This is a genomic window from Achromobacter colocynthidis, assembly GCF_057334535.1.
In genome coordinates this window covers 342,586-355,583 of the sequence record NZ_JBHFIZ010000024.1, presented here as the reverse complement: position 1 = coordinate 355,583, position 12,998 = coordinate 342,586, and the positions used below count along the sequence as shown (strand labels likewise).

The 12,998-nt window shown below is 63.6% G+C and carries 11 protein-coding genes; 6 read left to right on the top strand and 5 right to left on the bottom strand.

Annotated elements, in window-relative coordinates; all coding sequences use genetic code 11:
• Positions 1-51 precede the first annotated feature (51 nt).
• The 4 genes from ACE04A_RS10285 to ACE04A_RS10270 all read left to right on the top strand — a co-directional run bounded on the left by ACE04A_RS10285 (position 52) and on the right by ACE04A_RS10270 (position 4,026).
• Positions 52-978, top strand: coding sequence for a DMT family transporter (locus ACE04A_RS10285; RefSeq protein WP_279994791.1), 927 nt, complete (start codon positions 52-54; stop codon positions 976-978).
• An 86-nt stretch (positions 979-1,064) separates the two neighbouring features.
• Positions 1,065-2,738, top strand: a complete 1,674-nt coding sequence (gene ettA / locus ACE04A_RS10280; RefSeq protein WP_100852953.1) for an energy-dependent translational throttle protein EttA — start codon at positions 1,065-1,067, stop codon at positions 2,736-2,738.
• A gap of 340 nt (positions 2,739-3,078) precedes the next feature.
• A complete protein-coding gene (locus ACE04A_RS10275) occupies positions 3,079-3,612 on the top strand; it encodes an isochorismatase family protein (RefSeq protein WP_259252352.1) in 534 nt (177 codons plus the stop codon).
• 189 nt (positions 3,613-3,801) lie between these two features.
• Positions 3,802-4,026, top strand: a complete 225-nt coding sequence (locus tag ACE04A_RS10270; protein WP_100852949.1) for a YMGG-like glycine zipper-containing protein — start codon at positions 3,802-3,804, stop codon at positions 4,024-4,026.
• A gap of 73 nt (positions 4,027-4,099) precedes the next feature.
• Here the strand turns inward: ACE04A_RS10270 and minE are convergent, their stop codons facing one another.
• The 4 genes from minE to ACE04A_RS10250 all read right to left on the bottom strand — a co-directional run bounded on the left by minE (position 4,100) and on the right by ACE04A_RS10250 (position 8,154).
• Positions 4,100-4,360 carry a cell division topological specificity factor MinE gene (gene minE / locus ACE04A_RS10265; RefSeq protein ID WP_259252348.1) on the bottom strand — a complete coding sequence of 87 codons (261 nt, stop codon included), beginning with the start codon at positions 4,358-4,360 and terminating at the stop codon, positions 4,100-4,102.
• 3 nt (positions 4,361-4,363) lie between these two features.
• Positions 4,364-5,179, bottom strand: a complete 816-nt coding sequence (gene minD / locus ACE04A_RS10260) for a septum site-determining protein MinD (RefSeq protein WP_100852948.1) — start codon at positions 5,177-5,179, stop codon at positions 4,364-4,366.
• A 153-nt stretch (positions 5,180-5,332) separates the two neighbouring features.
• On the bottom strand, positions 5,333-6,226 hold the full coding sequence (minC, locus tag ACE04A_RS10255; RefSeq protein WP_259252345.1) for a septum site-determining protein MinC: 894 nt from the start codon (positions 6,224-6,226) through the stop codon (positions 5,333-5,335).
• Positions 6,227-6,384: 158 nt separating this feature from the next.
• Complete coding sequence (locus ACE04A_RS10250) at positions 6,385-8,154, bottom strand: glutamine--tRNA ligase/YqeY domain fusion protein (RefSeq protein ID WP_438857567.1); 1,770 nt, start codon at positions 8,152-8,154, stop codon at positions 6,385-6,387.
• A gap of 136 nt (positions 8,155-8,290) precedes the next feature.
• Between ACE04A_RS10250 and ACE04A_RS10245 the strand changes: the two genes are divergently transcribed.
• Entirely contained in the window at positions 8,291-9,634 is a 1,344-nt protein-coding gene (locus tag ACE04A_RS10245) for a cytochrome ubiquinol oxidase subunit I (RefSeq protein ID WP_448715898.1), read from the top strand.
• Positions 9,631-10,686 (top strand): cytochrome d ubiquinol oxidase subunit II, encoded by a 1,056-nt coding sequence (locus ACE04A_RS10240; protein WP_448715899.1) that lies wholly within the window; start codon positions 9,631-9,633, stop codon positions 10,684-10,686. The genes ACE04A_RS10245 and ACE04A_RS10240 overlap by 4 nt, the downstream gene beginning before the upstream one ends.
• A 365-nt stretch (positions 10,687-11,051) precedes the next feature.
• On the opposite strand, the gene recQ is transcribed toward ACE04A_RS10240, so the two are convergent.
• Entirely contained in the window at positions 11,052-12,881 is a 1,830-nt protein-coding gene (recQ, locus tag ACE04A_RS10235; protein WP_100852943.1) for a DNA helicase RecQ, read from the bottom strand.
• Between the last annotated feature and the right edge of the window lie 117 nt (positions 12,882-12,998).

Sequence of the window (12,998 nt, the reverse complement as noted above, 5' to 3'; positions counted from 1 at the left end):
AGGGCCTACACTTGCGGCCTGTTCCCCTATTCCCATTACGCATCACCGCCCATGACGCGCTCCGAACCTATCGCAATTCCCGCCCGCTATTTGCTGTTTCCGCTGCTGGCGGCCCTGATCTGGTCGGTCAATATGATCGTTACCAAGATGGCCGCCGGGGTCATTTCGCCTGCCGTCATCGGCTTTTACCGCTGGGCCCTGGCCGGCGCCGTGCTGACCCCGTTTGCCCTGCGGGGCGTGTGGACGCAGCGCAGGCTGATCTGGCCCTATCTGCCGAAATTCGCCGTGCTGGGCGGCTTGGGTATGGCGCTATACCAGGGGCTGGCCTATGTGGCGGCCTCCAGCACCACGGCCACCAACATGGGCATCATCACCGCCATGATCCCGCTCTTGACCATCGCGGTGGGCACGGTGGTGTTGCGCCAGCGGCCCACGCTGATGGCGATGCTGGGCGGCCTGGTGTCGCTGGCGGGCCTGGCGCTGCTGATCGGCGAAGGCGACCCGGCCCGGTTGCTGTCCGTGGGCGCGAACCCCGGCGACCTGCTGATGGGGCTGGCCGCGCTGGCCTATGCGCTGTATGGCGTGTTGCTGCGCCGCTGGGGCTTGCCGGTGGGGCCGTGGGTGTCACTCTACGTGCAGATCGGCTTCGGCGTGCTGTTCCAACTGCCTGCGTTCCTGATGGCCGCGCCGTCGCCGCTGAATGCCGACAACGTGCCGCTGGTGCTGTATGCCGCGATCTTTCCGTCCCTGTTCGCGCCCTTCCTGTGGATGCAGGGCGTCAAGCACCTTGGTCCCAACCGCGCCAGCATTTTCCTGAACCTGATGCCGGTGGGCACGGTGGCCATTGCGTCTGTCTTCCTGGACGAAAAGCCACATCTGTTCCACATCGTGGGCGGTTTGCTGGCGCTTGCCGGTGTGATGCTGGCGCAGATGCGCACGCCTCGCCTGGGTGGGCGCGCAGGCAAAGCGGCGGGTTGAACGGGCGGTTCCGTCCCTGACGCGCGCCTGTCAGGGTTCCGGCCTACAATCGACGGTTCATCAGCTTTCTTTCCCTATACGAGCCCATGGCCCAATACGTCTACACCATGAACCGCGTCGGCAAGATCGTGCCGCCCAAGCGGCAGATTTTGCGTGATATCTCGCTTTCGTTTTTTCCTGGCGCCAAGATCGGCGTGCTGGGCCTGAACGGCTCGGGCAAGTCGACGCTGCTGAAGATCATGGCTGGCGTCGATAAAGAGATCGAAGGCGAAGCCATCCCCATGCCGGGCCTGAACATCGGCTACCTGCCGCAGGAACCGCAACTGAACCCCGAGCACACGGTGCGCCAATCGGTCGAAGAAGGCCTGGGCGCCGTCGTCACCGCCAAGAAGCGCCTGGACGAGGTCTACGCCGCCTACGCCGAGCCGGACGCCGACTTCGATGCGCTGGCCGCTGAGCAAGCCGACCTGGAAGCCATCATCGCCGCCGCCGCCTCCAGCGGTTCGGACGACATCGAACACCAGATGGAAATCGCCGCGGACGCACTGCGCCTGCCGCCCTGGGACGCTATCGTCGGCAACCTGTCCGGTGGTGAAAAGCGCCGCGTGGCCCTGTGCCGCCTGCTGCTGTCCAAGCCCGACATGCTGCTGCTTGACGAACCCACCAACCACTTGGACGCCGAAAGCGTGGAATGGCTGGAGCAATTCCTGCACAAGTTCCCCGGCACCGTGGTCGGCGTGACCCACGATCGCTACTTCCTGGACAACGCCGCTGAATGGATCCTGGAACTGGACCGTGGCTACGGCATTCCCTGGAAGGGCAACTACAGCTCGTGGCTGGAACAGAAAGAAGACCGCCTGAAGCAGGAAGAATCGTCGGAATCGGCCCGCCAGAAGACCATCAAGAAAGAACTTGAATGGGTGCGCCAGAACCCGAAGGGCCGTCAGGCCAAGGCCAAGGCGCGTCTGGCCCGCTTCGAGGAACTGTCGTCCTACGAATACCAGAAGCGCAACGAAACCCAGGAAATCTTCATTCCCGTGGGCGAGCGCCTGGGCAACGAGGTCATTGAATTCAAGAACGTCAGCAAGGCCTATGGCGATCGCCTGTTGATCGACGACCTGAGCTTCAAGATTCCGCCCGGCGCCATCGTTGGCATCATCGGCCCCAACGGCGCCGGTAAGTCCACGCTGTTCCGCATGATCGCGGGCCGCGAACAGCCGGATTCGGGCGAGGTCACCATCGGCCAGACCGTGAAGCTGGCTTATGTGGACCAGTCGCGCGATGCGCTGGAAGACAAGAAGACGGTGTTTGATGCGGTGGCCGACGGCGCCGACATCCTGACCGTGGGCAAGTTTGAAATGTCGTCGCGCGCCTATCTGGGCCGCTTCAACTTCAAGGGCGGCGACCAGAACAAGGTGGTGGGCCAACTGTCCGGCGGTGAACGCGGCCGCCTGCACATGGCCAAGACGCTGATCGCCGGTGGCAACGTCCTGCTGCTTGACGAACCGTCCAACGACCTTGACGTTGAAACGCTGCGCGCGCTGGAAGACGCCTTGCTGGAGTTCCCCGGCAGCGTCATGGTCATCAGCCACGATCGCTGGTTCCTGGACCGCATCGCCACCCACATCCTGGCATTCGAAGGCGATTCGCAAGTGGTGTTCTTCGACGGCAACTACCAAGAGTACGAAGCCGACAAGAAGCGCCGCCTGGGCGAAGAGGGCGCCAAGCCCAAGCGCCTGCGCTACAAGGCACTGAAGTAAGCCTTGCAGTAGGTGGTTGAAAACAATCCCGGCATTGCCGGGATTTTTTTGTGCGTATGCCTTGTAGGACTTGTATGCCTTGTAGGATGGGTGAAGCGCGGTACGGTTTGCACAAAAACCCCGCCGCCCCAACGCGCGCAACCCATCACGCACCCCATCACGCAACCCCATCACGCAACCCCATCACGCAACCATCGCGTTATGGCCAATCTCCCCATGGTCCACCGTTGCTTGATGGGTTGCGCGCGTTTGATATCGCATTCTTTTCTTTGTCGTATCGCGCTTCACCCATCCTACGACCTGCTGTAGATTCTAGGCATCCACTTGGGAGCCACTCATCATGCTGCTGCAAGCCTCAGACTCCACGTTACTCATCGTCGATATGCAGGGCCGGTTGATGCCCGCCATTCACGATAACGAAGCCGTGCTGCATACCGCGCACAAACTCGCGCAAGCCGCGCGGATACTTGATGTGCCGGTTGTCGCCACGGAACACCACGGCAAGATGCTGGGCGTTACCGTGGATCCCCTGCGTGACCTTGTGCAGTCCACCTTTCAGAAAATGCACTTCTCTTCCACGCGCGAACCTGGCTTTGAAGCGTGGTTGCCGGCGGCGCGAAAAACCATTCTGGTGGCCGGTTGCGAAGCGCATATCTGCGTGCTGCAAACGGTGATCGGCCTGGTGGACATGGGCTACAAGGCCGTGCTGGTGTCAGACGCGGCGGGGTCGCGCAAGCCCTCGGATCATCACGCTGCCCTGCGGCGCGCGCGGGCGCATGGCGCCGATATCGTCACCTCGGAAATGGCCATATTTGAGTGGATGGAAACGTGCGAGCACCCGCGCTTTCGCGATGTGTTACGTCTAGTCAAATAGCCGACGGCGCTTGCAACATCGTCCCAGGGGCGCGCAAAGATTCTCTCGCTGTTTGACACAATTCCTGGGCAAACCTAACACCGCGCGCACCAATATTTTGAGATCCTGAAGTTTCTAAACCCATATGGGGATCGCGCGCTCGCGTCAGGTCCATGGTGCGGCCCCTGGGATAAGAATAGGAGCCTCAACATGAAAATCGCATCTCTTTCCAAAATCTGTGTCGCACTGGCGATGACCGCCGCCATGGCGGGCTGCTCGTCCTGGGACGGCATGAGCCATCGCCAAAAGAGCACAGTGGGCGGCGCCGCATTGGGCGGTGTCGCAGGCGCCGTGATCACCAACGGCGGCGTCTTGGGTACGGTGGGTGGAGCGGCGATCGGCGGCGTCATCGGCGATCAGGTCGGCAAGCGCTAAACGCCTGTCCTTGATGCAAAAAGCCCGGCAATACCGGGCTTTTTTTTATGGCCGCGAGGGCGGCCAAGCTGCATTACGGTTGTTCGTTTTGCGGCATCTCGATCTTCACTTCCAACACCTCAAGTGTGTCCTGGCGTTCCAGGTGCACCTTGATGTCTTCAGGGTTGATCTTCACGTATTTTGAAATCACCGCGATAAGTTCCTGCTGCAACTGCGGCAGGTAGTCGGGCGAGTCGCCGCGGCCCCGCTCGTGGGCCAGGATGATCTGCAACCTTTCCTTTGCAACGGAAGCGGAAGTTTTCTTTTGACCAAGCAGAAACGACAGGAAGGACATTGCTTACTTGCCTCCGAACAGGCGTTTCAGGAAACCGGGCTTTTCGTAGTCGGTAAAGCGCAGCGCTTTGTCTTCGCCCAGGTAGCGGGCCACGACATCCTTGTAGGCTTCGGAAACGTCGGTCTCTTTCAAGTGAATCGCCGGCAGGCCTTGGTTCGACGCTTGCAGCACGGCTTCCGATTCGGGAATGACACCGATCAGCTTGATGCGCAGGATGTCTTCGATATCGCCCAAGGACAGCATTTCACCGTCGACCACGCGCTTGGGGTTGTAGCGCGTGAGCAGCAGGAATTCCTTGACGGGTTCACCGCCATCCACCGCGCGCTTGGACTTGGCCGCGAGGATGCCCAGGATGCGATCGGAGTCGCGCACCGACGAGACTTCCGGGTTCGTCACGACCAGCGCGTCGTCGGCAAAATAGGCGGCCATCAGCGCACCCGTTTCGATACCGGCGGGCGAGTCGCAGATGATGTATTCGAAACCCATTTCCTTCAGGTCGTTGATGACCTTTTCCACGCCTTCCTGCGTCAGCGCATCTTTGTCGCGCGTTTGCGAGGCGGGCAGGATGAACAGGTTTTCAAGCTGCTTGTCCTTGATCAGCGCCTGGTTGAGGGTGGCTTCGCCCTGAATCACGTTGACGAAGTCGTACACCACGCGACGCTCGCAGCCCATGATGAGGTCGAGATTGCGCAGGCCGACATCGAAGTCGATGACAGCGGTCTTGTGGCCCCGCATCGCGAGGCCCGCGGAAAAACTGGCGCTCGTCGTGGTTTTACCCACGCCGCCTTTGCCGGAAGTCACCACAACAATGCGTGTCATGACGATCAAACCCTTATGTTCGAAGAAACCGCGTTATCGTAAAGCAAAAAGCCTGTGTAAGGCTTCTTACAGAATGTGTTGAGACTTGATGTTCGATGCTGATGTTCGACGGCGATACCGCGCCGGCGCACACGCCGCGCAGCAGTCACCGCGTCAGCTTTTCAAAGCTTCGATCCGCAGCGTGTCGCCATCCAGGCGCACCAGCGCCGGCTGGTTTTGCAACGTGCGGTCCAGCTTGTCTTCCACGACACGGTACACCCCGGCCACGGCCAGCAGCTCGGCGTCCAGATGCGTCGTGAAAATGCGGGCCGATGTGTCGCCGCGCGCGCCCGCCATGGCCTTGCCGCGCAAGGGGCCGTAGACGTGCACATTGCCATCGGCAATGACTTCCGCGCCCTGGCTCACCATGCCGATCACGACCAGGTCCGTGTGGCGCGCGTACACGCGCTGGCCCGATCGCAAGGGTTTGGTGATGACAAGTGCCGACGCCGAATGCGGCGCGGCCTGCGTGGGCGTGGCGGCGGAGGTGGTGCCGCTGGCTTCGCGAGCCGGCAGCGGTTCGGCCGAGGCGGGCTTGGCCGGCGTGTCCGTGGCGGGGGTGTCGCTTGATGCGCCATCGGCAGCCGATGTGTCGGTGGGCGCGGGCGCGGTTTCAACGGCGGCGGCCGGCACCGACGGCACGGGCGTCGACACATCGTTGGGCGGCGCCGTATCCACGACGGGAGCGGGGCGCGCGGGCGGCGTGGAAAGCTCAACCGGCGTCAGGCCGGCTTCGCGCGCGGCCGCAAGGTTGGCGCCTTCGGCCACCACGCCGATCGCGGGCAGGTTGTGCGCGCGCAGCGCGGCGACAAGCGCTTTCCAGTCGACCGCTTCGTCGACGCGGCTGGCGTCGATGACCACGGGTTCATTTTCGAAGAAGCTGCCGGCGTCGGCCATGCGCTTGGCAAGGGCGGCGGCGAGCCGTTCGGGGTCCGCGCTGTGCAGTACCACCCGGATGGCATAAAGGGTGGCGCTTTTGAAGTCCAGGGCTAGGGATTCAGTGTTCATCTTGATGTTGGCTGGCGGTCCGGGCGCCGAAAAAAGGCGCGTTCAACCGGCTGCGGGATGTCGGGCATGATAACCCGCCCAACGCCGGGGCGCGCGGGCTGAAAACTGAAAGAAAAAGGCGCACAAGGCGCCTTTTCCCGTGATACGCGCGCGGATGCCTAGCCCTGAGCCCAGGAGTCGCGGAGCGTCACGATGCGGTTGAGCACCGGAGCGGCTTCCGTGGAATCCTTGAGGTCGGCCGTGAAATAGCCCAGGCGCTCGAATTGCCAGGTGGCGCCCGGCGTGGCGACGGTGCCCGGTTCCAGCCAGGCCGTGACGGTCTGCTTGGAGTTCGGATTCAGGCAGGTCAGGAAGTCCTTGTCGCCGCCGTCGGGACGCGCGTCGGCGAACAGGCGGTCGTACAGGTGGATCTGGGCGGCTACCGCATGGGCCGCGCTGACCCAGGTGATGTTGCCCTTGACCTTGACGCTGTCCGCGCCCGGGGTGCCGCTCTTGGTTTCGGGCAGGTATTCAGCCTGGACTTCCACGACTTCGCCCGCTTCGTTCTTGGTGAAGCCGGTGCATCGCACCACGTAGCCGTACTTCAGGCGCACGGTGTTGCCCGGGAACAGGCGGAAATACTTCTTCGGCGCTTCCTCGCGGAAGTCGTCGCGTTCAATCCAGAGCTCGCGCGACAGCGGGAATTCACGCACGCCCGCTTCCGGATCATGCGGGTTGCGCGGGGCGGTGCAGAGCTCGGTCTGGCCTTCCGGGTAGTTGGTGATCACCAGCTTGATCGGATCCAGCACGGCCACGGAGCGGGCGGCGATGGGGTCGAGGTCGTCGCGCACGGCTTGTTCGAGCAGGCTGTAGTCGATACGCGAATCCGACTTGGACACGGCGGTACGGTCGCAGAACAGGCGGATCGAGGCCGGCGTGTACCCACGGCGGCGCAGGCCGAAGATGGTCGGCATGCGGGGGTCGTCCCAGCCGTCCACATGGCCTTCGCGCACCAGTTGCAGCAGCTTGCGCTTGCTGGTGACGACGTAGCTCAGGTTCAGGCGGGCAAATTCATATTGGTGCGGCAGCGGCTGGGCCAGCTTGCCCAGTTCGGCCAGGCGCGTCAGGATCCAGTCGTAGAACGGGCGCTGGTCTTCGAATTCCAGCGTGCAGACGCTGTGCGTGATGCCTTCCAGCGCGTCTTCCACCGGGTGCGCCCAGCTGTACATCGGGTAGATGCACCATTGGTTGCCCGTGCGGTGGTGGGTGGCGTGGCGCACGCGGTACATGACCGGGTCGCGCAGGTTGATGTTGGGCGACGCCATGTTGATCTTCGCGCGCAGCACCAGGCTGCCGTCCGGATGCTTGCCATCGCGCATTTCGCGCAGCAGGGCAATCGATTCCGCGGCCGGGCGGTTGCGCCAGGGCGAATCGGTGCCGGGTTCGGTCAGGGTGCCACGGTTGGCGCGGATTTCTTCGGGGCTTTGCGCATCGACGTAGGCATGGCCGGCTTCGACCAGGGCTTCGGCGAACTCGTACATATAGCCGAAGTAGTCGCTAGCGAAGTACAGGTTTTCCTGGCCGTCGTCGGCCTTCCAGTCAAAGCCCAGCCAATGCACGGCTTCGATGATGGCGTCGACGTATTCCTGGTCTTCCTTTTCGGGGTTGGTGTCATCAAAGCGCAGATGACAGACCCCGCCGAAGTCGCGCGCCAGGCCGAAGTTCACGCAGATGCTCTTGGCGTGACCGATGTGCAGATAGCCGTTGGGCTCCGGCGGGAAGCGGGTGCGGATGCGGGCCGGATCGGCCGTCCCCTGCGCCTGCACGTCGGCCGGGCCAGGCTTGCCCGCCCAGCGTTTGCCCTGGAAGCGATTGGCTTCAAGGTCGTCCTGGACGATGTTAAGCAGGAAATTGGATGCAGCTGGGGTCGGCGTCGTGGCGGAGGTCATTCTTGAAAGAATAGGAAAAAGCGGCGACAAAGCGTCAATTTTGCCACGTTCCGCAACCGGGGCCTTTTTGAACCCGGTGCAACCGGTTTCAAACTGTCCCCACAGCCATGTAACTGGCTCTACACTACGGGCCATCATGGATATATCCACCCTTTCCCTGGCCCGTGCGCAGTTCGTGGCCAGCCTGAGCTTTCTGGCGCTGTTCCTGGCGGTTTCCCTGGCCCTTGCCTGGGTGCTGCTGTTTTTCAAGGTGCGCGCCCGCTGGTCCGGCCGCCCGGGCTGGACCGCCGCCTACCGCTTCTGGGTGCGCATTTTCGCCCTGGCTTTCGTCCTGACGCTTGCCGCCAGCGTGCCCGTGCTGATCCAGATCGGCAGCCTGTGGGCGGGCCTGATGGACAAGATCGGCAACGTGGCCGGCCCCTTGCTCGGCTACGGCATCCTGTCGGTCTTCATCCTTAAGTCATGCTTCCTGGGTGTGATGCTGTTTGGCCAGCGCCGCGTGTCCGATACCGCGCACACGCTGGCGGTGCTGATGGTGGCGGTGGGCCAGTTGGTGGCGGTGTTCTGGGTGCTGGCCTTGCAATCCTGGATGCAGACGCCCGACGGCGCCATTCTTGTCGACGGGCGCTACCAGGTCTACGACTGGGTGGCCGTGGTGCTGAATCCGTCGGTGGGTTGGCGCATGGCCATGGTGGCGGTAGGGGCGGCGCTGGCCGTCTCGTTCCTGATGATGGGCGTGACCGCGTTGCAGGCCTTGCGCCGCCCGCTGGGCGATGGCGAGCGCAACGCGTTCAAGACGGCGCTGGTCATCGGTGTGGTCGCCGCATTCATGCAGATTCCGGTCGCCACCGGCACCGGCCATGTCATGGCCAAGCTGCAACCGGCCAAGGCCGCGGCGGCGGCGGGTTTCTGGCAAAGCGGCCCCGAACCGCAACTGGTGCTGTTCGGCTGGCCCGATGCGCGCAGCCACACCAATGTGTCTGACGTGACCCTGCGCAATGCGGGGGGCGCTTGGCTGCATCGCAATGCGGAAGGCACCTACGAGGGGCTGGATAAATTTTCCGGGATGCTGCCGCCCGTGGCACTGACGTTCTGGTCGCTGCGCGTGGCCGTCGCTTTGGGCCTGCTGATGCTGGCCGTGGCATGCGTGACGTTTCTGTGGACGTTCCGACGCGGGATGGACCCCTCGACCCTGCCGGTGTGGTGGCAGCGCGTGCTGTGCGGCATGATGTTTTCGGGCGGTATCGCCGTGGTGGCGGGCTGGTGGGTGTCCATCATCGGCCTGCAACCGTTCGTGGTGAACGGCACCATTACGCAGTCCGAAGTGCTGGGGCAGGTGCCGGCAAGCACGGTGCTTTATGGATTGGTGGGCTATGGCCTGCTTTATGCCCTGCTATTGGCCGCTTTCACGGGCATGCTGTTCCACGCGGCCCGCTACGGCGTGGTGCCGGTGCGTAAATTGGGCGGAGGATCGCCATGATCGCCATGTTGGCCGCGTCGCAGGGGCTTAGCCCCGAAGACCCATCATTCTGGATGCCACTGGCCTTCATGGGGCTGTTGTTCGTGGTGATTGCCGCGGGCATGGTGCTGGATGGCTTTGACCTGGGCGTGGGCATTTTGCTGCAACTGGCCCCCGAACATGAGCGCGGCCGCATGATGTCGCTCTTGAGCCCCTGGCGCGATGCCAACGAATTCTGGTTGCTGCTGGGCATGGGCCTGTTCGCGTCGGCCTTCCCCTTTGCATGGGGCGCGGTGCTGGGCAAGCTGTACGGGCCGCTGACCTTCATGGTGCTGGGCGTGGTGCTGCGCAGCGTGTCGTTCGAATTCCGCATCCGCGCGCGCAACGAGATGAAGCCGCGCTGGATCTTCGGGTTCTGGGCCGGTTCCATCATTACGGCGTTCGGGCAGGGAGTGCTGCTGGGGCGCATCGCCACCGGCTATCAATCTGACGCGGGCTATGGCTGGTTCGCGATGTTCGTGGGCCTGTGCGCCGTGGCGGCCTATGTGCTGCTGGGCGCATCGTGGCTGGTCATGCGGGTGGACGGCGATCTTCAACGCCGCGCGTCCTATTGGGCTCGGCATGCCATCCGCTGGACGGCGGTGGGCATGGTGGCGATTGCGGTGACGCTGGGGCTGGCCAACGCGGGCATCTTCTACAAGTGGAGCAACATCGCTCACCTGAGCCTGGCTGCAAGCGTGTGGGTGTTGATGCTGGCGGGGTATGTCGCGGCCGAGATGCTGCTGGCCCGCTTGCCCGGCCGGGCGGAGCGTTTCAGCTGGCTGCCGTTCGTGCTGTGCGTGGGGCTGTTCTTGCTGATGCTGAGCGGCCTGGCCTACAGCCTGTTCCCGTATCTGATCCTGGACGACATGACGCTCTGGGACGGCGCGGGCGCGCTCGGTTCGATGCGCCTGGTCATGGCCGGCGCGGTCGTGGGGGTGCCGGTGGTGCTGGTGTTCAACATCCTGGCGTACCGGTCGGTCTTCGGCAAGGAACGCGCACCGGTCCCGCTATTGCCGCCACCCTCGTATTGATATGGTCCGAACAGTAGGATGGGTGTAGCGCGAGAAGGTCGATGCAAAATCCCTGGCATCGATCGCGCGCAACCCATCATGCAACGCCCCGAATTTTTTGCAATGCGGGCTACGGTGGGGCGGCCGCCTGATGGGTTACGCGCGATTCAGGTCGGCATTCTTCCATGAGGCCTGCCGCGCTTCACCCATCCTACAATCGACGATCAAGATCAAGATCACGGATCACGACTGCGGATCACGACCGCGGATCACGGACCACGGCCACGGACCGCATCACGGACCACGGCCACGGATCACATCCCGGACCACCCCCCACGCCCCATGACGACCCATCCACCTCCGCGCACGCCGTGGGCGTCCCTCCGTCACAACACCGGTCTTGCCACCCGCTGCAGAATCTCTTCGCCGTAGGCTTCCAGCTTGCGGGCGCCTACGCCGCTGATGTGGCTCAGGGCATCCATCGAATCCGGCTGGGCCAGGGCGATTTCGCGTAGCGTGGCGTCGTGGAAAATGACGTAGGCCGGCACGCCGTGGCTCTTGGCGACTTCGCCGCGCCAGGCGCGCAGTGCTTCAAACACCGGTTGCAATTCAGCCGGCAGGTCAATTGCCGCCGCCTTGGTACGGCCACTGCTCGTCTTGCCCGACTTTGTCTTCTTTTCGGATTCCCGGCGCAGCATCAACTGGCGTTCGCCCTTGAGCACGGCGCGGCTGCCTTCCGTCAGCGCCAAGGTGCCGAAGCCTTCGTTGTCGACGGTTAACAAGCCTTGCGCCAGCAACTGGCGCAGCACGCCGCGCCAAGCGGTGTCGCTCAGGTCTTCGCCCACGCCGAACACGCTCAGGGTTTCATGGCCGTGCTGCTTGGTGCGGTCGGTGACCTTGCCGCGCAGGATGTCGATGATGTGGCCCGCGCCGTAGCGCTGCCCGCGTTCCTTCCACAAGCGATAGACGGCCGACAGCACTTTCTGCGCGGCCACGGTGCCGTCCCACGCTTGCGGCGGTTCCAGGCAGACGTCGCAGTTGCCGCAGGCGGTGATCTGCTGGCCGAAGTACGCCAGCAGGCGCACCCGCCGGCATTCCACCGTTTCGCACAGGCCCAGCATGGCATCCAGTTGCTGGCCCAGGCGTCGGCGATAGGACTCGTCGCCCGGGGATTCGTCGATCATGCGGCGCTGCTGCACCACATCTTGCAGGCCGTAGGCCAGCCAGGCCGTGGCGGGCAGGCCATCGCGGCCGGCTCGGCCGGTTTCCTGGTAGTAGCCTTCAACGGATTTGGGCAGGTCGATGTGTGCCACGAAGCGCACGTCCGGCTTGTCGATACCCATGCCGAAGGCAATGGTGGCCACCATGACCACGCCGTCTTCGCGCAGGAAGCGGGACTGATTGGCCGCGCGCACCTGTGGGCTGAGGCCAGCGTGGTAGGGCATGGCGTCAATGCCCTGGTTGCACAGGAATTCGGCCGTCTCTTCGACCCGCGCCCGCGACAAGCCATACACCACGCCGGATTCGCCGTCGTGTTCGGTGCGGATCATTTCCAGCAGTTGCTTGCGAACCTCGTTCTTTTCGACGATGCGGTAGCGGATGTTGGGGCGGTCAAAGCTGGACACGAAATGCCGGGCATCGTCCAGCGACAGGCGCTGCGCGATCTCGGTGCGGGTGTCCGCCGTGGCCGTGGCGGTAAGCGCGATGCGCGGCACGTCGGGCCAGCGCTCGTGCAGCATGGACAGGCCCAGGTATTCCGGCCGGAAATCATGCCCCCATTGCGACACGCAGTGCGCCTCGTCGATGGCGAACAGGGCGATGCGGCCGCGCTCAAGCAGTTGCAGGCAGCGGTCGGTCAGCAGCCGTTCGGGCGCGACGTAAAGCAAATCAAGTTCGCCGGCCAGGAACGCTTGTTCAACGTCGCGAGCCACGCGCCAATCCTGCGTGGAATTCAGGAAGGCCGCGCGCACGCCAAGTTCGGTCAGGGCGTCGACTTGGTCCTGCATCAGCGCGATCAGGGGCGACACGACGATGCCGGTGCCTTCGCGCACCAGGGACGGAATCTGGTAACAGAGCGATTTCCCTCCGCCCGTGGGCATGAGGACCAGCGCGTCACCGCCGTCGATCACTTGTTCGACAATGGCTTGCTGGTCGCCGCGGAAGGATTCGTAACCGAAAACGCGCTGCAGGACGCCAAGGGCGCGCGCGTCAGACATGGGGGTAGGCCGGAAGCATCATGGCGGGGATTTTAAGCCGCAATTCCAGGGCGGCTCTTTTCGGGGGGATATTTCCGTCCGCTTTGCGGTCCGGGTTCCGGTAACACCTCGTGGCCC

Coding starts and splice junctions, on each gene's coding strand:
- ACE04A_RS10285 (WP_279994791.1), top strand. CDS start 52: ATGACGCGCTCCGAACCTATCGCAATTCCCGCCCGCTATTTGCTGTTT.
- ettA (WP_100852953.1), top strand. CDS start 1,065: ATGGCCCAATACGTCTACACCATGAACCGCGTCGGCAAGATCGTGCCG.
- ACE04A_RS10275 (WP_259252352.1), top strand. CDS start 3,079: ATGCTGCTGCAAGCCTCAGACTCCACGTTACTCATCGTCGATATGCAG.
- ACE04A_RS10270 (WP_100852949.1), top strand. CDS start 3,802: ATGAAAATCGCATCTCTTTCCAAAATCTGTGTCGCACTGGCGATGACC.
- minE (WP_259252348.1), bottom strand. CDS start 4,360: ATGTCCTTCCTGTCGTTTCTGCTTGGTCAAAAGAAAACTTCCGCTTCC.
- minD (WP_100852948.1), bottom strand. CDS start 5,179: ATGACACGCATTGTTGTGGTGACTTCCGGCAAAGGCGGCGTGGGTAAA.
- minC (WP_259252345.1), bottom strand. CDS start 6,226: ATGAACACTGAATCCCTAGCCCTGGACTTCAAAAGCGCCACCCTTTAT.
- ACE04A_RS10250 (WP_438857567.1), bottom strand. CDS start 8,154: ATGACCTCCGCCACGACGCCGACCCCAGCTGCATCCAATTTCCTGCTT.
- ACE04A_RS10245 (WP_448715898.1), top strand. CDS start 8,291: ATGGATATATCCACCCTTTCCCTGGCCCGTGCGCAGTTCGTGGCCAGC.
- ACE04A_RS10240 (WP_448715899.1), top strand. CDS start 9,631: ATGATCGCCATGTTGGCCGCGTCGCAGGGGCTTAGCCCCGAAGACCCA.
- recQ (WP_100852943.1), bottom strand. CDS start 12,881: ATGTCTGACGCGCGCGCCCTTGGCGTCCTGCAGCGCGTTTTCGGTTAC.